The organism is Methylobacillus sp. (assembly GCF_036844465.1).
GTDB lineage: Bacteria > Pseudomonadota > Gammaproteobacteria > Burkholderiales > Methylophilaceae > Methylobacillus.
On the sequence record NZ_DAIUFW010000008.1, the window covers coordinates 11,621 to 35,106 of the forward strand.

At 52.9% G+C, this 23,486-nt stretch carries 22 protein-coding genes and 1 tRNA gene; 12 read left to right on the plus strand and 11 right to left on the minus strand.

The genetic code is table 11. From position 1 onward, the window contains the following. Positions 1 to 94: 94 nt before the first annotated feature. Together V7Z75_RS11090 and V7Z75_RS11095 are read right to left on the minus strand one after the other, a co-directional pair. A complete protein-coding gene (locus V7Z75_RS11090; RefSeq protein WP_334108754.1) occupies positions 95 to 1,930 on the minus strand; it encodes a diguanylate cyclase in 1,836 nt (611 codons plus the stop codon). A 171-nt stretch (positions 1,931 to 2,101) separates the two neighbouring features. Next, on the minus strand, positions 2,102 to 3,076 hold the full coding sequence (locus V7Z75_RS11095) for a DUF481 domain-containing protein (protein WP_334108755.1): 975 nt from the start codon (positions 3,074 to 3,076) through the stop codon (positions 2,102 to 2,104). 328 nt (positions 3,077 to 3,404) lie between these two features. Here V7Z75_RS11095 and V7Z75_RS11100 point away from each other — a divergent pair, with 328 nt between their 5' ends. The 3 genes from V7Z75_RS11100 to V7Z75_RS11110 all read left to right on the plus strand — a co-directional run bounded on the left by V7Z75_RS11100 (position 3,405) and on the right by V7Z75_RS11110 (position 5,580). Then, positions 3,405 to 3,824 carry a hypothetical protein gene (locus V7Z75_RS11100; protein WP_334108756.1) on the plus strand — a complete coding sequence of 140 codons (420 nt, stop codon included), beginning with the start codon at positions 3,405 to 3,407 and terminating at the stop codon, positions 3,822 to 3,824. A gap of 153 nt (positions 3,825 to 3,977) precedes the next feature. Beyond that, a complete protein-coding gene (gene aroG, locus V7Z75_RS11105; RefSeq protein WP_334108757.1) occupies positions 3,978 to 5,060 on the plus strand; it encodes a 3-deoxy-7-phosphoheptulonate synthase AroG in 1,083 nt (360 codons plus the stop codon). A 16-nt stretch (positions 5,061 to 5,076) separates the two neighbouring features. Then, the gene (locus tag V7Z75_RS11110; protein ID WP_334108758.1) at positions 5,077 to 5,580 is read left to right on the plus strand and encodes a GNAT family N-acetyltransferase; all 504 of its coding nucleotides are present in this window, start codon (positions 5,077 to 5,079) and stop codon (positions 5,578 to 5,580) included. 23 nt (positions 5,581 to 5,603) lie between these two features. Here V7Z75_RS11110 and V7Z75_RS11115 read toward each other — a convergent pair whose 3' ends face one another. Together V7Z75_RS11115 and V7Z75_RS11120 are read right to left on the minus strand one after the other, a co-directional pair. Further along, on the minus strand, positions 5,604 to 7,049 hold the full coding sequence (locus V7Z75_RS11115; protein ID WP_334108759.1) for an MFS transporter: 1,446 nt from the start codon (positions 7,047 to 7,049) through the stop codon (positions 5,604 to 5,606). A 295-nt stretch (positions 7,050 to 7,344) separates the two neighbouring features. Then, the gene (locus tag V7Z75_RS11120; RefSeq protein WP_334108760.1) at positions 7,345 to 7,917 is read right to left on the minus strand and encodes a hypothetical protein; all 573 of its coding nucleotides are present in this window, start codon (positions 7,915 to 7,917) and stop codon (positions 7,345 to 7,347) included. 151 nt (positions 7,918 to 8,068) lie between these two features. Between V7Z75_RS11120 and V7Z75_RS11125 the strand changes: the two genes are divergently transcribed. Further along, entirely contained in the window at positions 8,069 to 8,203 is a 135-nt protein-coding gene (locus V7Z75_RS11125; protein ID WP_334108761.1) for a hypothetical protein, read from the plus strand. A gap of 142 nt (positions 8,204 to 8,345) precedes the next feature. Here V7Z75_RS11125 and V7Z75_RS11130 read toward each other — a convergent pair whose 3' ends face one another. Then, positions 8,346 to 9,779, minus strand: coding sequence for an SEFIR domain-containing protein (locus V7Z75_RS11130; RefSeq protein WP_334108762.1), 1,434 nt, complete (start codon positions 9,777 to 9,779; stop codon positions 8,346 to 8,348). A 306-nt stretch (positions 9,780 to 10,085) separates the two neighbouring features. Between V7Z75_RS11130 and V7Z75_RS11135 the strand changes: the two genes are divergently transcribed. Together V7Z75_RS11135 and V7Z75_RS11140 are read left to right on the plus strand one after the other, a co-directional pair. Continuing rightward, positions 10,086 to 10,385, plus strand: coding sequence for a hypothetical protein (locus V7Z75_RS11135; protein WP_334108763.1), 300 nt, complete (start codon positions 10,086 to 10,088; stop codon positions 10,383 to 10,385). A gap of 1 nt (position 10,386) precedes the next feature. Continuing rightward, on the plus strand, positions 10,387 to 11,388 hold the full coding sequence (locus V7Z75_RS11140; protein ID WP_334108764.1) for a phage integrase: 1,002 nt from the start codon (positions 10,387 to 10,389) through the stop codon (positions 11,386 to 11,388). 100 nt (positions 11,389 to 11,488) lie between these two features. Here V7Z75_RS11140 and V7Z75_RS11145 read toward each other — a convergent pair. Then, a tRNA-Lys gene (locus tag V7Z75_RS11145) sits at positions 11,489 to 11,564 on the minus strand. Between the two features lie 146 nt (positions 11,565 to 11,710). Then, positions 11,711 to 13,063, minus strand: coding sequence for a signal recognition particle protein (ffh, locus tag V7Z75_RS11150; RefSeq protein WP_334108765.1), 1,353 nt, complete (start codon positions 13,061 to 13,063; stop codon positions 11,711 to 11,713). Positions 13,064 to 13,163: 100 nt separating this feature from the next. On the opposite strand from ffh, the gene V7Z75_RS11155 reads away from it, so the two are divergent. Beyond that, complete coding sequence (locus V7Z75_RS11155) at positions 13,164 to 13,970, plus strand: cytochrome C assembly family protein (RefSeq protein WP_334108766.1); 807 nt, start codon at positions 13,164 to 13,166, stop codon at positions 13,968 to 13,970. 7 nt (positions 13,971 to 13,977) lie between these two features. Here V7Z75_RS11155 and V7Z75_RS11160 read toward each other — a convergent pair whose 3' ends face one another. Continuing rightward, positions 13,978 to 14,640, minus strand: coding sequence for an HAD family hydrolase (locus V7Z75_RS11160; protein ID WP_334108767.1), 663 nt, complete (start codon positions 14,638 to 14,640; stop codon positions 13,978 to 13,980). Between the two features lie 88 nt (positions 14,641 to 14,728). Here V7Z75_RS11160 and V7Z75_RS11165 point away from each other — a divergent pair, with 88 nt between their 5' ends. Then, complete coding sequence (locus V7Z75_RS11165; RefSeq protein ID WP_334108768.1) at positions 14,729 to 15,397, plus strand: energy-coupling factor ABC transporter permease; 669 nt, start codon at positions 14,729 to 14,731, stop codon at positions 15,395 to 15,397. Positions 15,398 to 15,437: 40 nt separating this feature from the next. On the opposite strand, the gene rnk is transcribed toward V7Z75_RS11165, so the two are convergent. Both rnk and V7Z75_RS11175 read right to left on the minus strand, forming a co-directional pair. Further along, positions 15,438 to 15,854, minus strand: coding sequence for a nucleoside diphosphate kinase regulator (gene rnk, locus V7Z75_RS11170; protein WP_334108769.1), 417 nt, complete (start codon positions 15,852 to 15,854; stop codon positions 15,438 to 15,440). A gap of 47 nt (positions 15,855 to 15,901) precedes the next feature. After that, positions 15,902 to 17,434 carry a 2-isopropylmalate synthase gene (locus V7Z75_RS11175; RefSeq protein WP_334108770.1) on the minus strand — a complete coding sequence of 511 codons (1,533 nt, stop codon included), beginning with the start codon at positions 17,432 to 17,434 and terminating at the stop codon, positions 15,902 to 15,904. Positions 17,435 to 17,678: 244 nt separating this feature from the next. Between V7Z75_RS11175 and V7Z75_RS11180 the strand changes: the two genes are divergently transcribed. Beyond that, positions 17,679 to 19,079: a C13 family peptidase gene (locus V7Z75_RS11180; protein WP_334108771.1), complete on the plus strand. Its 1,401-nt coding sequence runs from the start codon at positions 17,679 to 17,681 to the stop codon at positions 19,077 to 19,079. An 11-nt stretch (positions 19,080 to 19,090) separates the two neighbouring features. Here V7Z75_RS11180 and pssA read toward each other — a convergent pair whose 3' ends face one another. Beyond that, the gene (gene pssA, locus V7Z75_RS11185) at positions 19,091 to 19,900 is read right to left on the minus strand and encodes a CDP-diacylglycerol--serine O-phosphatidyltransferase (RefSeq protein WP_334108772.1); all 810 of its coding nucleotides are present in this window, start codon (positions 19,898 to 19,900) and stop codon (positions 19,091 to 19,093) included. A gap of 151 nt (positions 19,901 to 20,051) precedes the next feature. On the opposite strand from pssA, the gene tgt reads away from it, so the two are divergent. The 3 genes from tgt (at position 20,052) to secD (ending at position 23,475) form a co-directional block, all read left to right on the plus strand. Continuing rightward, the gene (gene tgt / locus V7Z75_RS11190; RefSeq protein ID WP_334108773.1) at positions 20,052 to 21,164 is read left to right on the plus strand and encodes a tRNA guanosine(34) transglycosylase Tgt; all 1,113 of its coding nucleotides are present in this window, start codon (positions 20,052 to 20,054) and stop codon (positions 21,162 to 21,164) included. Between the two features lie 90 nt (positions 21,165 to 21,254). Beyond that, complete coding sequence (gene yajC, locus V7Z75_RS11195) at positions 21,255 to 21,575, plus strand: preprotein translocase subunit YajC (RefSeq protein WP_334108774.1); 321 nt, start codon at positions 21,255 to 21,257, stop codon at positions 21,573 to 21,575. 70 nt (positions 21,576 to 21,645) lie between these two features. Continuing rightward, positions 21,646 to 23,475, plus strand: coding sequence for a protein translocase subunit SecD (secD, locus tag V7Z75_RS11200; RefSeq protein ID WP_334108775.1), 1,830 nt, complete (start codon positions 21,646 to 21,648; stop codon positions 23,473 to 23,475). Positions 23,476 to 23,486: the final 11 nt, after the last annotated feature.

Here is a 23,486-nt window from a genome sequence, read left to right on the forward strand (position 1 = left end):
TGATTGATATTGGTTGGTACTCGCAGTTTCTGCAGCAAATGTCGTGTTCACAAAGACCGGCTCACCTCGTAAAAGTTGCTACTTTTATAACATGTCATTGCTGCTCAGCAACATGCCAGCGGTTGCGGCCTGCTAGCTTGGCTGTATACATGGCCTGGTCTGCCAGCTTCATCAGCACATCATCTGTCATCTGCTGGCCGTCGCTCAGCGCAATGCCGATGCTCGCTGAAATATGCAGCCCGCCCTCCACTGGCCGCGCAAGCTCCTGCACCAGTTTCTCGGCAATGCGCACGGCATCCTCTATACCATGGATATCTTCCAGCAACACCACAAACTCATCGCCGCCCAGGCGGGCCGTCACGTCATTCACCCGCGTCACCTTGCGCAGCCTCGCCGCCACTACCTGCAACACCAGGTCACCCGCCGCATGGCCATAGGTATCGTTGATCTGCTTGAACCCATCGAGGTCGATCAACAATACAGCCACCAGGCTATGCTCGCGTCCGGCGCGGGCAAGGGCGCGCTTCAGGCTATCCGTCATGAGGGTGCGGTTTGCCAGGCCGGTCAGGGAATCATGCAGCGCCATGTAGCGAAGCTCGCGCTCCTTGTGGCGCAGTTGCGTATTCACCGCCTCGATTTCCTTGGTGCGCAATGCCACGCGCTCTTCCAGCTCGCGCTCGCTCTTGATCAAGGCATCCACCAGCTCTTGCTTGGCATTCAGGGTATCGCGCTGCGCCTGTTCCTTTTCCTTGCGCATAATAGTAATCCGGTTAGCCAGTGCAAACGGCAGCATCAGCATTTCAATCGCGGAGCCGACCTGCATGGCATTGATGGTAAAGGCATTGGTCGGCAGCCAGCCAAAGTTACGCAACCCCAGGATCGCGACTCCAGCCAATACTGCACTCCACGCCATCAGGAAATACAATGCGCCCGGATTCTTGCGCATTAAAGAGCCAACTGCCATGATGGTGACAAACAATGAAAATGAAACACCTGCCATCGATACCACCAGCGCGGAAAACCGGTAGGTGAAGAAAAACGGCGCGCACAGGCAGAACACGAAGAAACCGGCAAACGCCAGCATCACCAGATCAAGCCGTGGAAAAGTTTGGCGCGTGTTGAGGAAGATGCGGCTGAACAATACGCCGAAAAAACCCGTCGCCGCCATGCCGCACGGCAGGGCGATATTGCCCCATGCCGGCCATAATGGCCAGAAGAACTGGTTGCCCAGGCCGTTCATCGAGGTCTGCGCCACCACCATGCTGCCCACAAAGGCCACATAGAACAGAAAAACCGTCTCACGCGTGGATAGGTAAATCAGGAAATTGTAGAAAAACAACGCCAGCAGGACGCCATAATAAAGCGTCAACAGCGCATAGGTGTACTGGTCGTGCTTGTGCAAGGCCTCGACCTGCCACAGGTTGACAGGAACGGTCAGCGTGCCTTCCGAGCGCACCTTGATGTAGATGACCTCCTCTTCCGAGGCCAATTGCAGCGGGAATACCAGGTTGCGGTGCGAATAAGGCCGCTGGCTAAACGGATAGAGGTCGCCGGATTGCTGCATGCGGTATTGTCCATTCGCATCACGACTATAAACCTCCACATGGTCGAGAGAGGCAAACGCCACTTCAAGCAGCCAGCGGTCAGTATGTTTGCTGTCAACAGAAACCGGCAATGCAAGCCAATAGCTTGAACTGGAATATCCAAGATTCATGCCATTGCGATTTTGCGACATGAGTCGCCATGGTCCGCCTGCCTGCAGTGGCGGCAACCCCTCCACAGTCAACTGATTGTCACGGTCTTCGAGGTACTGCAGAAAAGGCGTGGCAGACACCATACCCTGGCCAGGTTCCAGGAGCAATCCGACTGGTTGCGCTCCCGCCCAGACATGACAGTTCACCAGCAGAATCAGGATGATTAGCCTTAGCAAACAGCCTCCCTTATATGGCTGATGATTCTATCTCATCATCACGCCAGCATTTTTTGTAATCCGGAATAAAATTCCATATTTTCTTGTCACGCTAAGAGTGTACTGAATTCATTGCCTTCAGCACCAGCCCTGTGATGGGTATTGCCTGTATTTGCTACCGCCCAATCGGCTTTAATTCCAGACATATCCCAGGTTGAAGATCAGTGCGCTATCAGTGCTTTTCCTCCCATCAGCAGGCTGGCCTGCCCAGTCCAGGTTATATTGGACCGAAGCGTTGAAGTTATTAATGATAGGGAAACGCAGGCCAGTCTTGGTAAAGGCCAGCGCATTGCTCGCATTATCCAGTCCCAGCAGGATTTCATGCTCATGGAAGAACTGCGTGCTGCCACCGAGAATACGCTGGTCGTATTTCACCGCCCAGCGCGCGCCAGGGTAGCTTTCGTTATCGACATCGTAGTAATTGACCGTGACATAGTTCAAACCGCCTTCGACGAACAGGTTGAGGTCTGGCCTTTCATATACCTGATAACCGCTACCGGCCCCGGTGGTCGTCCGCAACCTGATATCCCGGAACCGGTCGTTTTCCAGCGTGTTGTTGACATACACATACCACTTGTTACTGACAAAACGGTCCAGCTTGATGAGGGAACGGTTGTTGAACTGGGTGTTTTCCCCTTCGCTGGTCGCGCGGTTGACCACGGCAGCCACCGTCAAACGATGCTTGAGCGTGCGCGCAATGGATTCCCCATCCAGACGCAAGGTAGTGGTATCGGTGTTCCCCTGCGTCACGGCGCCGCCCAGATTGATGCGCCCCTTCCAACTCACCCCTATTCCGGAAAGCTCCGGGGTCGGGTTGATGTACATCAATTCCTCCAAAGGAATTTCCTTCTCTTCGTATTGTTTATCCTCATTTTTCCTGACGCGTGCTGGCGCCAATTGAATGGTGGCCTTGCCGATATCGTAGCTTTCCAGCGGCGTCCTGAGATTGGTACGGTCACTGAGGGTGATAGCCAACGGTTCATCAGTTCTGATGGTCTCGATCTCGGACCAGATCACCTGAATCTCCCCTGCATACGAAGTCTTGAACACTACTTTCTCATTGAATTTCCGCACTATCTTGCCCGTGATGACATCGCCGTTCTTCATCCTGATCTCGTCCGCCGACGCCAACCATGGCCATATGCCGCAAACTGCCACCAGAATAACTATCCAAACCCTCAAAACACTTCCTTTCAACTCAATCAAATACATTTTCACTATTCAATATAATGTCATATAACGCAGTGAATACTGCCCCCCCCATATCAATTAAACAGATATCAATAGCATTCACTATATTGTTAATTGATGATCAATTAAGATCAATCCCAACGAAAAGCGTTCACCCCGATCATTTTTACCCTTACCATTTCATCATGAATAATGAGACAATTTCCAGTTGATCAATATCAGGATATTTTAAAGAAAGATTAGCATGAAGCTATGTTCTACTGCCTTATTCGCCGCCTTATTGCTTCATGGCGCCACTGCATTCGCCATCTGCAAAGATCATGGCAATTACCAGCCAGAACAAGGTAGTTCTATCATTGGCGGCGTCGCCTTTGCCGATTATAAGAACGACAAGATAGACGCATACTTTTACGGTGAAATGTGCTGGACCGCTTCCGAAATCGCGGAGGAGGGCAACCACCGTATTTTCTACAAACTGATTGCCAGCCGCGATGCCAATGGCCGCATCGCTAGCTACGTCTCCTTGCCAGAATCAGCTCCCGGTATGTTTCCCTGCCCCAAGGGCAGCGTGCAGATGGCCGCCGATGGCTATTTTGACAAGATCGATGGCGCCAAGCCCGGCTTCCGCACCCTAGCATGCCAGGCCAATGACACTGCGCCATAATCCTGACATCCACAGCCTTTATCATGCTGACATTCTCCAAATCAGCACCGCCACAAACCCCGGCATGAATAGGTGCATAAGTTATAATGGTGGAATTTTTAAAATATCCGTGCCGCAACATCCGGTTACCCTCCGGGGGGCGGCGAGAAAAGAATGAGTCCATACCAGAAAATTGCGACTGACGATGTTCGCATCAAGGAAATCAAGGAGCTGAGATTACCGTCGGAGCTACTTGAAAAACTGCCTGCAAGTACCGCCATCACCGACAATATCGTAGCTACCCGCAGCGCGATTCATAAAATCCTGCACAGCGCCGACGACAGGCTGCTGGTCATCATGGGCCCGTGCTCCATCCACGATTATGAGGCCGGACTGGACTACGCGCGCCGCCTCGTCGCCATGCGTCCGCGCTATGAGCAAGAGCTATTGCTCGTCATGCGCGTCTATTTCGAGAAGCCGCGCACCACCGTAGGTTGGAAAGGCTTGATCAACGACCCGTTCCTCGACGGCAGCTTCCGCATCAACGAAGGCCTGGAGCAGGCACGCCGCTTCCTGCTGGATGTCAACGCGCTGGGCATGCCCGCCGGCACAGAGTTCCTTGACGTCATCACGCCGCAATATACCGCCGACCTGGTGAGTTGGGGCGCCATCGGCGCACGCACAACCGAATCACAGATTCATCGCGAGTTGGCCTCTGGCCTTTCCTGCCCTGTCGGGTTCAAGAACGGCACGGACGGCAATATCCGCATCGCCGTGGACGCCATCAAGGCAGCTGCCAGCCCGCACCATTTCCTGTCCGTCACCAAGGAAGGGCGCTCTGCCATTATCTCCACCAGCGGCAACGAGGATTGCCATGTCATCCTGCGTGGTGGGAAAGTTCCGAACTACGATGCAGCCAGCGTGGAGGACACTTCACGCGAGTTGGCCAAGGCAGGCTTGGCTGCCAAAATCATGATCGATTGCTCTCATGCGAACAGCCTCAAGCAATTCAGGCGCCAGATCGATGTCATTGCCGATATCCGCAGCCAGATTGCCACCGGCGACGACCGCATCATTGGCGTAATGATCGAATCGCACCTGAATGAAGGCAGGCAGGATCTTATCCCGGGTTGCGAGCTTGAATACGGAAAATCCATTACCGACGCCTGCCTTGGGTGGGATGATTCCATCGCATTGCTCGATGCACTGGCCGTCAGTGTGCGCCAGCGCCGCAAGCACCAGCAAGAGACCGAGTAAAAGCAGGTTTCACGGTATGCGTGCGCCCGCTTCATGGCGGCTGATGCAGGCCGAGGACCTACCCGCCGTCGTGCAGATTGCCGGGCAAGTGCATCCTGATTATCCCGAGGATGCAGCAATTTTCGCCGAGCGCCAGCAACTTTACCCGCAAGGCTGCTGGATACGGCAACACGGCAGCGATATCTACGGCTACCTGATCAGCCATCCTGCGCAACTTGGCTCCCCGCCAGAACTCAATAGCCTGCTGCATGCGTTGCCTGTCAGCGCCACAACCTATTACTTGCATGATATCGCCTTGCTGCCAGCCGCAAGAGGCATGCATGCTGCAAACAGCATCCTCACACAGCTATGTTCGCAAGCCGCCCAGCAAGGCCTGGATAATCTCTCGCTGATTGCCGTCAACCAATCTACTGATTTTTGGCAACGTCAGCATTTCCAGGCTGCCAACCATCTCGCCTCGGCAGTCAAACTAAAAAGCTACGGCCAGGCCGCCTGCTATATGGTGCGTTCACTAAGCTGATAGTGAGGTACCCAAATTTTCCATCAATGCATCTGGGCAGCTGCTGCTTGTTGTCCAGCAGCAGGCTCACGCATCAATAGCCAGACCAGGCCAGCCCCTATCCCGGCCGTGGCGGCCCCAAGCAGAAAAGCCAGACGATAACCCGTCAGCAATGCCGCAGCCAAAGTCTCACCTTGCGCCAGCACCTGTTGGCTTGCCAATCCTGCCACGCTTGCAAATATTGCCAGCCCTACGGCTCCACCCATCATGAAGGCAGTATTCACCATGCCCGACGCCAAGCCGGAATCTTCAGACGCAACATCATTCATTGCTGCCAGCAACAAGGGGTTGAACACCATGCCGCCGCCCAAGCCCAATAACACCATGGCCGGCAGGATATCCGCCACAAACCCGCCATCCAGCGGAGCACGCGCAAACCAGCCCAAACCCAGCGCCGCAAGCAGCAGCCCTGCAATCAATGTATGACGCACCCCGATACGCAGTACCAGCCATGCCGATATTCCCAGTGAAAACAGCGCCATCACCACATTGGCAGGCAAAAATGCCAAGCCAACCTGTAAGGCGTCATATTGCAAGACAAACTGCATATAGAGGGCCGCCATGAAAAACCAGGCAAACAGGGCAGCAGCCCACAATACCGCCACAGCATTGGCAACAGACATATTGCGCTTGCGGAACAAGGTCAACGGCATCAACGGCACCGCCACCCGCAATTGCAATACAATGAACACAATCATCAGCAGACCTGCCAGCGCGAACAATCCCATGGTCTGGATAGAAAACCACCCGGCCTCGTTGCCATTTACGATGGCATATACCGTCAGCATCATGGCTGATGTGATGCTGATTGCACCGCTCACATGCAGTTTCTGAGGTCGCAGCTCTGCATCATGAGCTGGCAACAACCGCATGCACAGGCCATACACCAGCACGCCGATAGGCAGATTCACCAGGAAAATCCAGTGCCAACTCCATAAGCTCGTAAGCACACCGCCCAGCAACACACCCAAGCTACCGCCCCCGGCACAAACGAATCCGTAGACCCCCATGGCCTTGGCGCGCTCAACCTGCCCGCTGAACAAATTCATGATCAAGGACAACGCCATCGCCGTTACCACGGCACCGCCCAGCCCCTGCGCGGCTCGCGCCCACACCAATTGCTGCTGTGTGGTTGCCAGCCCGCAGACCAATGAAGCTGCCGTGAACGCTGCAATCCCGACCAGGAACAAGCGCCGCCGCCCGAAAAAATCCCCCATCCTTCCACTCAGCAGCAGAAACCCGCCAAAAGTCAGCATGTAGGCATTCACTACCCATACTAGCGAGGTTTCACTGAAGCCAAGATCAGCCCGGATGGATGGCAACGCCACATTGACGATGGTGGTATCAAGCACAATCATCAGCACACCCAAGCACAGCACAATCAACACCAGCCAGCGTTTGGAAACCTGAGAATGATGGTCTGCCTGCATAATGCCGCCTTACGAGAATTGAGAGAGGTGACGGAAAAGAAAAAAGTTACGCAATTGCGCAACCTGGATACTTTATGGACAAAACAGCAATAAAAAAGGGTTAGCTTTTCAGCTAACCCTTTGTTTTTTCTGGTGGGCCGTGCGGGACTCGAACCTGCGACAAACGGATTAAAAGAGTCATTTCACCAGTCCCTTAAAAGGCCAAAGCTATACAACGCAAGGGTTTTAGCCACTTACGGACGGCAGACAATACCATTGAGCTTCATTATTGTCGACAGCTAGTTGACGTTTTGGCTCAAGATTCAGGCAACCTCACTCCACCCGTAATAAGAGCATTTTTCTGGTCTCGCTCCCTTCTGGTTAAGTGCGTACGCTTTTCTTTTGCCAGCAACTCCCGTAAACGCTCTTCAGGATTAAATCGCTCCAAGACAGGCTTTTGCCTCTCACCTGGCCTTTCATCAAACGTACCCCGCTTCAATTCGCGCTGATACTCCCTGCGCATCTTTCTGCCCATCGTGCTGGGATCGACATGCCCATTTTCATCAAAAAGCACATCGCCAGCCCCTTTCCTTGAAGACATTGGTTCTGGGGACTTGGGTTTCACTGGGGCTGACTGTTCCTTAACAGCCTCAGATTGCTTCACCGCATTCACGATCACGTCATATGCTCGTTTTGCTTCCTCAGTCTCCATAAAGGCCTTGGCATATCCATTTTCACGAACCGAGGTGACATGAAAAGTACGCACCGCATCCTTCAAGCACTTTCGGATATATGCCGAGAGTGTGAACTCCATTTTTTTGCACGCAAGCTCAGCTTCCTCTTTCAATTCCCTGTTGAGCCGAATTGTTAACGTAATATCGTTTTCCATAAAAACCCCCTGTCGTTACGCTGTACATACACGCGTATGAACCATGTACATACATTATTTCCGGTAAAACCCGCATTAATGCTGGCTTTCCCCTTTACACACGCCCGTTTAATCTTTCCCCCCGTATTACCTACGGGGGCGGTGTGAGTGCATGATGCAATTTGAGGGTTTTGCAGGGCAAGGGGCTAAATTTGAATGGCTTGCAATGGGGCGCAAAGAAACATTTGAATTTCTTATGGTTTTGGCTTCATTGATAATCCAGATAGCAAAAGGCCGTTGCGTATAGCCGCCCCTGGCTGGCCCAACGCAACGGCCTTTGCTTTTCAGGATTTACCTGATCAGGTCTATTCCCGCCGCCCCTTTCCAGTTATCCACAGCGCTTGCGTCGCATGCGCTGCGCTATGGATAACTGGGGCGGCTTTTTAAGGCTACTTAATAGTATCAAGCTTATCTAGCTTTAACATCTCCTGAAAACTACGAACAAAACGGAAATCACTCCATTCACTTACTCGAAGTCTCACCAAACCTTTTTCCACAGCACCACGCAATAATGCAGCATCAGAGAAACCAACAATTTGGGCCAACTTCATAAAACCCTTATGTTGGATTGCTCTAATAAAAAAAGGGTAATCTTGAGAGTATTGAGCATAATATTGCAATTGAGGGTACCACCACCCATCATCCTTTATCAGAGCCATAACAAAAATAAGAAGATCTGCCTCAATAAGAGAAGATAAAGGTAAATCACTGCGATCTGATTGAATTTTAATCAGTTCAGCAGCAGGGCTATACAATCGCCTACCTTCAGGAGCTAGTTCTGATTGTAAAATCTCAGAGGTGGCATGAAATCTTTTAAAATCTGTAAAACTGTCTACTGAGTTTTTATATTTTTCTGGCATTAAATAATGTGACGTTAAAACATCATGCAAAATCTTAAGTGCACCCGACTTTAAAAGTGAAGCTACTATATAAATAAAAGTCTCATATACAAATAAAGCGTGAGATTCATACCACGCATCACTCCATGAATTTAGCTCTGGAGGCGCTGTTTTAAGAGAAAGCAACTGCTCAAGAAAATCACTTAACGCCTCATTGAACTGATCACTGGGCCTAACTGAGCTCTCAAGGCTAACCCAATCAATAATATAATTTCTCGCAATCTTTAACTTAGAACAATCTTCAATAATCTTCTTTGCTAAGTTTTCAACATCTGGCCTTTCTCTTGTTCGCAATAAATCTATGTAATCAACACACTCTTTAATAAATTCCTGCCTATATAAAGGCAACCCTTTTTTATCCTCTAAAACAGCAATTTTCAGCATATTAAACTTTGTAAATGCTGAAGTTATAGGCGTAGAAATATTACTTGTAATATATAGAGGCGCTGTTCCAATTTTTGGTTTTTCATGTAATGGCTTTCCATACAAAACCCTTACCAAAGTTTCCCAATTATCATTCACAGCTTCTACCGAGGAGAAATCTATCCATATTCTTGACTGCAGAAAAATAGGAAGAAAAGGCTTTCCATCATCAGAGAATTCCGCAACTATCGGAATAAATTTAGCTTGATCAACCTTATCATAAACCTCTTTAGAAATTATTTGCGACTCAGTTCCTACGCCAGCCTCTCTTCCATCAGCTTTTTCAGAATATCGTTTATCGCAAATAACAAGAACATGAGTCACACTTTTATCGGTCACCATTCTTTCCATAAAAGCAAACTTATCATGCCCCTCCTTCAAATCATAAATATCTAAAATTACATCAACGCCATTTGAAATAAGCTGTTCCGCCCAACTTTTGACTCTCATCTGATGCTCAGAAGAACTCCAGCTATATGAAATAAATACTTTTGGTTGCATGTATTCCCCTTTTCCAAACTGATAGAAGTTTTAATGTATTTATAAATAAAGCAATAAAACTTTACACACCATTGCTTGACTTTGCACCCCATTAAACCCTATTCTGAACTCCTCTCAAAACTACAAGCGGCCTGTCGCCCCGTCAGATCGCGGCTATTTTTACGTCCATTGTTTTCTTATGGCGGGGTAGAGACTGGGTATACAACACCGCAAGGGAAGCCCAGACGCGGCTTCTTGTAGGCCGAGAGTGCGCCCGCCACCCCGTAAGCAGTAGGGTGGCCTCTCTCTAAACTACAGGAGGTCACTATGACCAGTCAGCAATCCAATCCCCTGAACGGGAAATTCTGGGTGGAAGCCGAATATGGCGGACGCCACATCCAAAACAAAGCAGCCCAAGCCCTGACAGCCACTTATGGCGCCATGGGTGTTGCCCATCTCATCGAGCGCAGCATTGCAGAAATGAACCTGGCCCGGGAAACCGAGCATGAGTATTCAGGTTTGCAGCCCGTGCTCCTGGAGAACATTCTTTGTGCGCAGCATGTCTTGCTGAACGTGATCAGCAAGCATGTGGAGGAATTATGCGAGCACCACAAGGAAGGACAATGAGATGGCCATCAAAAAAATGGAGGGGGGCTGGCTAGTCGATATCCAGCCCGGTGGCCGTGGGTCTAAACGGTTCCGTAAGACGCTAGGGACCAAGAGCGAGGCATTGGCTTATGAGGCTTGGTTGAAGTCCAAGGTCTTGACCACGCCGGAATGGCAGCCTGCGAAGCGTGATCTACGCAGATTGTCCGAGCTGGTCGATGTTTGGTTTGAGCATCATGGATCTAACCTGCGAGCTGGACAGGATACCTATAACCGCTTGAAGGCGCTTTGTGTTGCCCTGGGCAATCCTTATCTTGATCGTTTCACTACTGGGATGTTTGCGCACTATCGCAAGGCACGTGCAGAGGCTGGCATTGCGCCGAATACGATTAACCGTGAGCATGCCTATCTGCGAAGTGTGTTTAACGAGGCCAAGCGCCTAGGACACTGGAACGGCGATAACCCCTTGTCAGCAGTCAGGCAGATCAAGGTGCCAGAGCGGGAGTTGTCATACTTGTCGAAGGAGGATATCAAGCGCTTGCTGGCTGCACTTGAAAAGTCGAAGAGCCGGGATGCATTGCTGATTGCGAAAGTGTGTTTGTCTACAGGGGCACGATGGAGTGAGGCCGAGCAATTGAAGCCAAGTCAGGTGCGGGATGGGATGGTGCATTTCAGCAATACAAAATCAGGGAAGAACCGATCTGTACCTATTCCCGAATTCCTGATTAAAGAGCTAAAAGCGCAGGATAAGCACAGAGGGGCGTATGGGCGTTTATTTCAATACTCCTATAACGCATTCAGGGAAGCAGTCAAAAGAGCGCAGCTAGCGCTGCCAGATGGGCAAATGACGCATGTATTGCGACATTCCTTTGCCAGCCACTTCATGATGAACGGTGGGAACATTCTGGTGCTGCAGCGCCTACTAGGACACAGCAGCCTGACCATGACGATGCGATACGCGCACCTTTCCCCCGATCACTTACAGGAGGCTAGGAAGTTAAACCCGATGATGAATCTGGATTAGGCGCCATTGCTGCACTATAGACACCTTTAGCGGGTCGTCATTTGGTTGACGTTTTTGAAATGAAAAAGGGTTAGCTTTTTAGCTAACCCTTTGTTTTTTCTGGTGGGCCGTGCGGGACTCGAACCTGCGACAAACGGATTAAAAGTCCGCTGCTCTACCGACTGAGCTAACGGCCCTTGAGATGAGAGTCTCATCTCGGAAAGCGCGCAATTATGAAGAAAAGCGTGGTTGGCGTCAATGCCGGATTGAAAATTCCTGTTACGTTACTCGTCGGATTAATAGTCAGCAACGTCCAGATGAAGGCGAGAAATACTTTTCCTGACTATCTCATGCCGGGAAAACGCCCCTGCATGGCACGCATCATTTTTCCCATGCCGCCCTTGGAGAACATTTTCATCATTTTCTGCACTTCCTCGAACTGGTTGAGCAGGCGGTTGACTTCCTGCACCTGCACACCGGCACCTGCCGCAATACGGCGTTTGCGCGTAGCCTTGATGATCTCCGGCTTACGGCGCTCCTGCGGTGTCATGGAGTTGATGATGCCCTCGATGCGGCGCAATGCCTTGTCGCCCGCCTCATTATTAACTTGGCCCATCATGCCGGAAATCTGTGTCGGCATTTTGTCCATCAAGGCACCCATGCCGCCCATTTTGCGCATTTGCAGCATCTGCGCCTTGAAATCATCCAGGTCAAAATTCTTACCTGACTTGACCTTGTCAGCCAGTTTCTTGGCTTCGTCCAGGTCTACGTTTTTCTGCGCCTGCTCAATCAACGAGAGCACATCGCCCATGCCCAGCACACGGGAAGCCATACGTTCAGGATGGAATAGCTCGATACCATCCACTTTTTCGCTGACGCCGATGTACTTGATTGGTTTGCCAGTGACATGGCGCACAGACAATGCTGCGCCGCCACGAGCGTCACCATCGAGCTTGGTGAGCACGACACCAGTCAATGGCAGGGTTTCGCCGAAGGCACGCGCGGTATTGACAGCATCCTGGCCTTGCATGGCATCGACCACGAACAAGGTCTCGATCGGATTGAGCAGGCTGTGCAGTTGCTTGATTTCGGCCATCATGGCTTCATCGATACCCAAACGGCCTGCGGTATCGAAAATCACCACATCATAGAAATGGCGCTTGGCGAAATCCATGGTCTGCGCCGCAATATCTGCCGGCTTTTGTGTCGCGTTGGAATCAAAGCAATCCACCTCCAGGCTCTTGGCCAGCGTCTTCAATTGCTCGATCGCAGCGGGACGGTACACGTCGGCACTGGCCAACAGCACTTTCCTTTTCTCCGCCTTGAGCAAACGCGCAAGCTTGGCAGAAGTCGTGGTTTTACCGGAACCTTGCAAGCCTGCCATCAGTACGACCGCCGGTGGATTGGTCGCTAGGTTGAGTCCCACGTTCTGCTCGCCCATGAGACGCGTGAGTTCGTCATGCACCACCTGGATCACGGCCTGACCAGGAGAAAGGCTTTGCAACACCTCGCGACCGACCGCGCGCTCCTTGACCTGGTTGATGAATTCCTTGACCACGGGCAAGGCAACGTCAGCCTCCAGCAGCGCCATGCGTACTTCACGCATGGCATCACTAATGTTTTCCTCGGTGAGCCGTGCATGGCCACGCAGAGTTTTAACGACTTGCTGTAATCTACTGCTTAGATTTTCAAACATAATGGATACCAAAAGAGCTGCTGCGCATATAACGCATTATGCGGGCAACTGCATGTTATAGTGTTACGAACATCCTGGATTCTAACCCAAGTCATTACCTATGATGGTGTTTCTGCCTTTTATCACTGCATTGATTTATTCATGGGCCGCTGTCAATTACTGGCACCAGGCCAAGCGCCGCGACACCATGACCCCGCACTCACCCTGGCAATCTCGCCTGGTGGCTGCCGGGTTGGTCTTGCACGGCATTTCCCTTTATTGCACCTTGTTTTCCAACGGGCTGAACCTGAGTTTCACCAATGCACTTTCCACCATTTTCTGGCTGACGGTATTGATCTACTGGATCACCGACCTCAGGAATCAATGGCATAGCCTGCAGGCACTCGTACTTCCGCCCGCTGCATTTTTCGTATTGCTACAAGCATGGCAGCCGGAAACCCACTTCCTTGCCTACGCCGCACAGCCGCTATTCATCGCCCATATGGTCATTGCCATGCTGGCCTATGGCCTGCTGACCTTTGCCGCGCTGCATGCACTGCTGATGCTGGCGGCAGAACGCAGACTGCACCACCAATCCAGTTGGCTTGGTCTGGCTGATTTTCCACCACTCATGACCATGGACACCCTGCTGTTTCGCGTCATTACCTTGGGTTTTACTCTGCTGACACTCACATTGGCCAGCGGCATGATGTTCTCGGAATCGCTGTTTGACCAGCCCATGCAATTCACACATAAAAATATCTTCACCATGCTTTCATGGCTGATCTTCGCTGGGCTGTTGTTTGGGCGTTATCGCTACGGCTGGCGCGGCCGCATGGCGGTGCGCTGGACCTTGAGCGGTTTTGTGTTACTGGTGCTAGCCTATACGGGCAGCAAGTTCGTCCTCGAAATCCTGCTGCACCGCTAAGCATCATTCAGCGCAGACTGATGACAGGCCACCCGGCCTCTTCCGCATACGATTGCAATATGGCATCGGGATCCACCGCTACCGGTTTATCCACCAGCTTCATGAGCGGCAAATCGTTGTGGGAATCGCTGTAGAACCAGGTCATTTCAAAATCCTGCAATGTCTGGTCACGCTCGGCCAGCCATTCATTCAGGCGGGTGATTTTCCCTGTCTGGAAACTGGGCGTGCCCACCACCTTGCCGGTGAATTCGCCGTCCACTTCCTCCGGCGTCGTGCCAATCAGGTAATCAATACCGAACTCCCTGGCGATCGGGCTGGTCACAAAGCTATTGGTTGCCGTGATGATCATGAGCAGGTCACCATTCTGTCTGTGCTTCTCCACCAGCGCGCGCGCCTTATCGGTAATCATGGGGCGTATTTTCTGCGCCATGTATTCCTGGTGCAGCGCATCCAGTTCGGCACGCTTATGTTCGCTTAATGGCTTGAGCTGGAAATCGAGAAAAGCGTAGATATCCAGCCTGCCTGCCTTATAGTCTTCATAGAAGGCAATATTCTTGGCCAGGTGATCCTGTTCGTTAAGCAAGCCCTTGCCAATAAGGAACTGGCCCCACTGGAAATCACTGTCGCCAGCCAGAAGGGTGTTATCAAGATCAAACAACGCGAGTTGCAAAATATTTCTCCATCCGTGGCAAAATTGTTAGAGTTTAGCCCATGAACCTGAAGTATGCGACCTCGTCCCACTGTGAGGCTTCACCGGTATGAATCTGCCTGACTACCTGGTGCCATTTGCCTGGCAATGGATAGCCAATGCCTTGGCATTGGTCATCCTTGCTATTGCCGCCACTCGGGCGCCATGGAAGCATCTGGGCGATTCCGCGCTGCAGCATGTGTTCCTCGGCTCCATCGTCACCCTGATGGCTATCTGGCACGTCAAAGCCGGGGTACGTCCCGGACTGAATATTCATTTACTGGGCGTTACCGCTTTGTGTCTGATGTTCCGCTGGCAACTGGCGCTGATTGCCATTTTCATCATTCTGACTGGTGTTACGGTCGTTGGCATGGCCGGATGGCCCTCTCTGGGTATCAACTTCCTCATGATGGGTGCTATCCCTGTCGCTTTCAGCTACTCCCTGTTCCGCATCGTGGAAAGCAAGCTTCCCAATCATCTGATTATCTACATCTTCGTCAGTGGCTTTCTGTGCGCAGGACTAACCATCGCCTTGTGCGGGCTGGGCATTGTACTGGCCCTGGCCGGCATGCACGCCTATTCGCTAGACTATCTGATCGGCAGCTATCTGCCCTATTTCATCCTGATCGCGTGGTCAGAAGCATTGCTCACCGGCATGGCGGTCACCCTGATGACCGCTTTCCGCCCACGGTGGCTAGCAACATTCAGCGATAAGCGCTATCTCGACACCAAGCAATAAAAAAGCGCCCCTGGAGGCGCTTGATCACACTCCATGTATCTTACAGATGAAAATCACCCGCTGCCTCAGGCTGGTAATCGACCTTGAGGATTTTGTACTGGCGAACACCGCCGGGCATATTCCAATCAATCACGTCGCCCACCCGGTAACCGAGAATTGCAGTGCCCAATGGCGCTACCACGGAAATGCGATTAGTGGATGCGTCAGCATCTACCGGAAATACCAATGTGCATTGCATTTCCTGCCCATTGGCCTCGTCCCGTAACAATACGCGCGAATTCATGGTCACCACTCCTTCAGCTACCTGCTCAGGAGCCACTTCTTCGCTACGCGCCAACTCATTCTCAAGGCGGGTCAGGTTCTCCTGTTCCGGAAAACCGTTCTTGCGCAGCTGTTCTATCATGGCGAACAACCTATCCATATCAAAACTCGTTACCTGGATTGCACCTTGCAACATGGCAGTTCCTTTATCTCGTAATATTCAATCATTATTGAAGCAAAGCATCACACCTGCGGATGAGCCCGTTCGGTATTGGCATGCAGTTTATTCAGGCCGTTTAAATAAGCCTTGGCCGAAGCAATGACAATATCTGTGTCCGCCCCTTGACCATTGACGATACGACCGCCCCTGGAAAGGCGCACGGTCACTTCACCCTGGGCATCCGTGCCGCTGGTGATATTGTTAACAGAATAGAGTTGCAGTTCCGCACCGCTATTAACGATTTTCTCGATAGCCTTGAAAGCGGCATCCACAGGGCCGCCTCCATCCGCTTCCGCCCGGCGCTCCGTTCCGTGTTCCGCGACCGCGACGATGGCATGCGGTGTTTCACCGGTTTGCGAGGCGACTTGCAGGTAAGCCAGCTTGAAGCACTCTTCATTGATGACATTATCACTGACCAACGCCTGGATATCCTCATCAAAAATCTCGGACTTCTTATCCGCCAACTCCTTAAATCGTGCAAACGCAGCATTGAGCGCGTCTTCACTTTCCAGCGTGATGCCCAGCTCGGTCAAGCGGGTGCGGAATGCATTGCGGCCAGAGAGCTTACCCAGGGTCAGCTTGTTGGCACCCCAGCCCACGTCTTCGGCACGCATGATTTCATAGGTTTCACGATGCTTCAACACGCCGTCCTGATGGATGCCGGATTCGTGCGCAAACGCATTGGCGCCAACCACCGCCTTGTTCGGCTGCACCGGATAGCCGGTAATGGTGGACACCAGCTTGGAAGTAGTCACGATCTGGGTGGTATCGATCGTGGTTTCCAACTGGAATACATCACGGCGAGTCTTGACCGCCATCACGATTTCTTCCAGGCTGGCATTGCCTGCGCGCTCGCCCAGGCCATTGATGGTGCATTCCACCTGCCGCGCTCCCGCCAGCACGGCTGACAAGGAGTTTGCCACTGCCATGCCGAGATCGTTATGGCAATGCGTGGACCAGACCACCTTATCGGAATCCTTCACCCGCGTGATCAATTGCGCCATACGCTCACCCCATTGCTGCGGTACGGAATAGCCCACAGTGTCCGGCACATTAATGGTTTTGGCGCCCGCCGCGATCACCGCATCGAATACCTGCACCAGAAAATCCATGTCCGAACGTACCGCATCCTCGGCAGAAAACTCGACATCATCCGTATATTCCAACGCCCATTTCACAGCCTGTACCGCACGCTCCAGCACCTGCTCCGGCGTCATGCGCAGCTTGTTCTGCATATGAATCGGACTGGTTGCGATAAAGGTATGGATGCGGCGTTTCCTGGCTGGGCTGATTGCCTCTCCAGCGCGGCGGATATCATTTTCATTGGCGCGCGCCAAAGAGCAAACCGTAGATTCGGTAATCACTTCGGCAATCGCACGAATAGCATCAAAATCTCCCGGGCTGGCTGCCGCAAATCCCGCCTCAATGACATTAACCCCCAGCTTTTCAAGCTGGCGCGCCACCCGCAGCTTCTCTTCCTTGGTCATAGCAGCACCGGGGCTCTGCTCGCCGTCACGCAAGGTAGTATCAAAAATGATGAGCTGGTTCTGTGTCATGGCATGCATTCCATCAAGTTGGAGTTATAAGCGGAAGTGTATTAAGTTAAGAGGGTGTGGCTAAATTGACTGGATGCAATATTAGCGCGGGCTGCACAGCATCCGGCCTGCCAAGGCTTGGGCAGTCTTGGCAGCGGCCAATTCCGGATTGTGCGTAAGATTTTGCATAGTGGCCTGAATATAATTCTTTTCCCTTGGCAAGGCAAGCCACAAGTCCTTGGCGCACACCGAGATTTGAGGCACGATGCGTGTTTCTCTTTCACTTGGCTACAAAAGCAGCATGTCCCATCGTTCCACATCCTTAAGCACTTTCTTTTTGCATGGGCTGCAAAGCGCATTTTTCCTCAGGGTCAATGCCAATGATTTACGGATCACGCCATTGCAATTGCTATGGATGCTGGTGTTCACCACGACTATTTCCATCCTCATGAGCAGGCTATCCATCAACGGTCCTGCGGAATTCTCCCCCAGGGCATTGCTGTGGGGCTGGCTGCTGGTGCTGCTCTCGCTATGGCTGTGCTGGTATCTCAGCGACCATGCGCAAAAACTTGGCCAACATATCCAACCCGCAGCCTTGTTTGCAATCAGCATTGGACAGGTGTTCGTGCTGGATATCATCAGCGCTGCTATCTACACCAGCCTGATCCAGCCACTGGGCCTGGAAGGGTCAGGCTGGCACTGGTGCCTGTATCTCGTCACCACTCTCTGGGCCGTCATGGCTTTCTGGTTACTGTTGACTCGCAGCACGCACGCATCCGGCAGGCTGATTCTGCTGACCGGCCTGTTTGCCCTCGCTTCTCCCCTGGTCGTGCACTTTTCGCAAGCGCCCACGTACTGGCTGCCTGAAGAGGAAGAGGCCAACAACACGGAAGCTGCTCTGCAGTTGACACAGGAAAAGCTGGAAACCCAATTGCAATTGGCCAGCAGACAACGCGCAGCCCTCACCCCGGAGCGGCCAGGCATTGTGGACCTGTTCAGCATCAGCTATGCACCCTATGGCGATGACGAGGTATTTCTGCGCGAGAGCAGCATGGTCAATGCCGTGATCGAGGAACGCTTCGATGCCGCCGGACATATGCAGGAGTTGGTTAACCACCCTGCCACCATGGAGAGCCTGCCCTGGGCCAGTCTGGAAAACCTGGAACGCGCCATCAACCGCGTGAGCGATCTCATGAATACCGAAGAAGATGTGCTATTGGTCTACCTGACCTCCCACGGCGCGCAGAATGGCGAGCTCAGCGCCTCGCTGTGGCCTCTGGAGATGGGCATGCTGACCCCGCAGACGCTTAACCTGTGGCTGGACAAGGCCGGCATCAAACACCGCATCATTGTGGTGTCCGCTTGCTATTCCGGCAGCTGGATAGAGACACTGCAGAACGAGAACAGCCTGGTCATGACCGCCGCCGATGCCACGCATACGTCATTTGGCTGCGGCAGCGGCTCGGAGCTGACTTTCTTTGGACGCGCCGTATTCGATGAGGCTCTGCGAGAAACCCGTTCGTTTGAAGAGGCGTTCCAGCGTGCCGTGCCTATCATCAAAGCGCGGGAACAGCAGGCTGGCAAGCCGGACGGCTTTTCCAACCCGCAGATATTCATCGGCAACAAGATCAAACCCACGCTGCAGGCATTGCAACACGAGCTTTGAATTGACCAGGCTTACTGGCCAGCGGCAGGAGTACTCGCAGATTTCTTAGCCCCAAACCTGCCCCACAGCCACATGGCATAGCCGGAAACTCCATAAATCAGGAACACGGCAAACAGCACCTCCGGCGGGCTGTAGGAAATCAGTACAAAGGCCAGTACGATCAGCAAAATGACGACAAACGGCACGCTGCGGCGCAGGTTGATGTCCTTACCGCTGTAATAACGCAGGTCACTCACCATGGAAAGCCCGGCAAACAGGGTAATCGTCCATGCCACCCACTGCATTTTGACAGTATCAAAAAACACTTCCGAGCCGCTGACCTGGTTCTCATAGGACACCCAGACCAATCCGGCCAGCAATGCCGCAGCAGCCGGACTGGGCAACCCCTGAAAATAGCGCTTGTCGCTCTCATCCAGCTTGGTATTGAAACGCGCCAGGCGCAGGGCTGCACCTGCGCAGTAGATAAAAGCGGCAATCCAGCCCAGCTTGCCCAGCGGCTTCAGCGCCCAGACATACATCACCAGCGCCGGCGCCACCCCGAACGACACCATGTCGGACAAGCTGTCATATTCGGCGCCGAATGCGCTCTGCGTATTGGTCATGCGAGCCACCCGACCATCCAGCCCATCCAGCACCATGGCGATGAAAATCGCCACAGCAGAATGCTCAAAATTGCCGTTCATGGCCTGCACAATGGCATAGAATCCGGCAAACAAGGCAGCGGTGGTGAACAGGTTGGGCAACAAGTAGATGCTGCGCTCACGCAGGCCAGATTCCATGAATGAGCCAGTGCGGCGTGGACGGTTGGGAATTTCAGCCATTCAAGCATTTCCTCAGATGAACAATCGTGCGGGATATCCGCGCGTAAAACTGCGCACAGTATAACAAGCGCATGGTCATCATGTACGTGCGCTTTTCCATAAAATATGTCAGTCCATGATAGTATCGCGGCTTGAATTTTGGTTGGTCATCATGGAATTTACCCTTCACAAGCAAGACGGTGCTGCGCGTCGCGGCACCGTAAGTCTTATCCATGGCGAGGTGCAAACCCCTGCCTTTATGCCGGTTGGCACTTATGGCTCCGTCAAATCCCTGTCGCCGGATGAAGTACGCGATATCGGCGCGCATATCCTGCTCGGCAACACCTTTCACCTCTGGTTGCGTCCAGGCCTTGAAGTCATCAGCGAATTCGGCGGCCTGCATCAATTCATGGGCTGGAACGGCCCCATCCTCACCGATTCAGGCGGCTTTCAGGTATGGAGCCTGGGCGATCTGCGCAAGATTACGGAGGAAGGCGTGCGTTTCCGCTCGCCCATCAACGGCGATAGTTGCTTCCTCACGCCCGAGGAATCCATGCGCATCCAGAAGGTGCTGAATTCCGATATCGTCATGATCTTTGATGAATGCACGCCTTACCCGGCCACCCACATCGAGGCGCGCGACTCCATGCGCCTCAGCCTGCGCTGGGCTGCTCGCAGCAAAGCTGCGCACCATGGAAATCCCAATGCGCTGTTTGGCATTATCCAGGGCGGGATGTATGAAGACCTGCGCGATGAATCGCTTACGGGCCTTACGGACATCGGTTTCGACGGCTATGCGATTGGCGGGCTCTCCGTCGGCGAACCCAAGGAAGATATGTTGCGCATTCTCGCGCACACCACTCCTCAGATGCCGCAGGACAAGCCCCGCTACCTCATGGGTGTCGGCACGCCGGAAGACCTGGTGGATGCCGTTTCGTATGGCGTAGACATGTTCGATTGCGTCATGCCTACACGCAACGCCCGCAATGGCTGGCTATTCACCCGCTACGGCGACATCAAGCTCAAGAATGCCCGCTACCGCAAGGATACGCGCCCGCTGGATGAGGAGTGCAGTTGTTACACCTGCCTTAATTTCAGTCGCGCCTACCTGCATCACCTGCATCGTACCAGCGAGATTCTGGGCGCGCGCCTTAATACTATCCACAACCTGCACTATTATCAGGAGTTGATGGCTGGCATGCGCCAGGCCATTGAGCAAGGCCAGTTTGCTGCTTTTGCCGTCCGGTTCCGGCAAGACCGCCAGAAATTACGCCTAGCTGCATAAAATAGCGCTGATGCCACAGTATGTTAGAATTCTGCGCTAATATTTTTCGCTTCGAATATTTCACGCTATTTAATAAAGAGAGGTTTCCCCGTGTTCATCGCTTCCGCATATGCTGCTGATGCAGCCCAGGCCGCTCCAGACTGGACCAGCTTCCTGCCCCTGATCATCATCTTCGTGCTGTTCTGGTTCATGCTGATCCGCCCGCAAATGAAGCAGGCAAAAGAACAACGCAAGCTGATCGAAGCCCTGCAAAAGGGCGATGAAGTCACCACCAGCTCTGGTATCGTCGGCCGCATTACCAAGGTAGCCGAAGGTTACGTCAGCCTGGAAATTGCACCGGAAACTGTCATCACCATCCAGAAACATACGGTGCAGACCCTGTTGCCCAAGGGCACCATCAAGTCGCTGTAAGCTGGACGCACTTTTTAAGATTCCCCTGGTCTTTCAAACCTCAATGCAACACTGAAATGCGAGCTGCTTCATGAACCGCTACCCTTTATGGAAGTACCTGATGGTACTGTTTGTCGTGCTGATCGGCCTGTTATACGCTGCCCCCAATCTGTTTGGAGAGTCCCCGGCTGTCCAGATCACGACAACCAAGGCCAACCTCAGGATTGATTCCGCCCTGCTGGAAAGCACGGAAAACATTCTCAAACGGGAGAATGTGCCTTTTGAAGCGCTGTTCCTCGACAACACAGGCGTCAAGGTGCGCTTCCCCAGCACGGATGTCCAGCTACATGCCCGCGATGTGCTGCAAGCCGGTTTAGGCAAGGATTATGTCATTGCGCTGAACCTGCTCTCCCGCTCGCCGGAATGGCTGCGCAGCATAGGCGCACGCCCGATGTATCTGGGCCTGGACCTGCGCGGCGGTGTGCATTTCCTATTGCAGGTAGATATGAAGGCCGCACTGGACCAGGCGGCAGAGCGTTATGTGGGCGATTTCCGCAGCGCTCTGCGAACAGCACGTCTCAACTATCTCGGTGTTGCTCGCGAAGGTCAAACAGTCACCATCCGTTTCAAGGACACTACAGAACTCAACAAGGCGCAAAAAGTCCTGACAAAGGAATATCCGGACCTGACTTTCCGCACCGACGACCGTAGCGATGAAAAACTGCTCACTGCCGCATTGAGCGAGCCAGCAAAAAACCGTATTCAGGAATTCGCGCTCAAGCAGAACATTCAAACCCTGCACAACCGTATCAACGAACTTGGCGTTGCTGAACCCGTGATCCAGCAACAAGGCCTGGATCGCGTGGTCGTGCAATTGCCTGGCGTGCAAGACACTGCCAAGGCCAAGGAAATTCTCGGCCGTACCGCCACGCTGGAAATCCGCATGGTGGATGAGGACAAGAGCAATGCTGTCACACTCGAGAACGCCTCCAAGGGCCAAGTACCATTCGGTACCGAATTCTTCACCGACCGTAATGGCATTCCCATGCTGGTCAAGAAGAATGTGGTCTTGACCGGCGATTACATCACTGATGCCGGTCCCGGCATGGATCAACAAGGCGGCGGCGCTGTCGTGCATGTCACGCTGGATGGCCGTGGGGCCCGCATCTTCAAGCAGGCCACGCGTGAAAATGTCGGCAAGCGCATGGCGATCCTGCTTATAGAGAAGGGCCAGGCAGAAGTCATCACCGCCCCAGTGATCCGCGAGGAAATCGGTGGCGGCCGCGTGCAGATTTCCGGCATGGCCAATACCCAGGAAGCCACTGATGTAGCATTGCTGCTGCGTTCCGGTGCCTTGGCTGCCCCGATGGAAATCATCGAAGAGCGTACCGTCGGCCCCAGCATGGGTGAAGCCAATATTGAGCGCGGCATGCATTCCACGCTGTGGGGCTTTGTGGCCATTTCGCTGTTCATGATCGTCTACTACATGCTGTTCGGCAGCGTCTCCGTGCTGGCGCTGAGCATCAACCTGCTATTGCTGGTTGCCCTGCTCTCGATGTTGCAAGCCACACTTACCCTGCCCGGTATCGCGGCGGTGGCATTGACCCTGGGGATGGCGATTGATGCCAACGTGCTGATCAATGAACGCATCCGCGAGGAGCTGCGCTATGGTAATTCGCCGCAAGCCTCGATTACCGCTGGTTACGAGCGCGCGTTCGGCACCATCCTCGACGCCAACGTCACCACCATGATCGCGGGCCTGGCGCTGTTTATGTTTGGTACCGGCCCGGTCAAGGGGTTTGCCGTAGTACACGTGCTGGGTATCCTGACTTCGATGTTCTCCGCCGTGCTGGTTTCCCGTGCCGTGATCAATCTGATTTACGGTTACCGCCGCAAGCTCACTCACTTGTCCATCGGCTAGGCACCCATCAA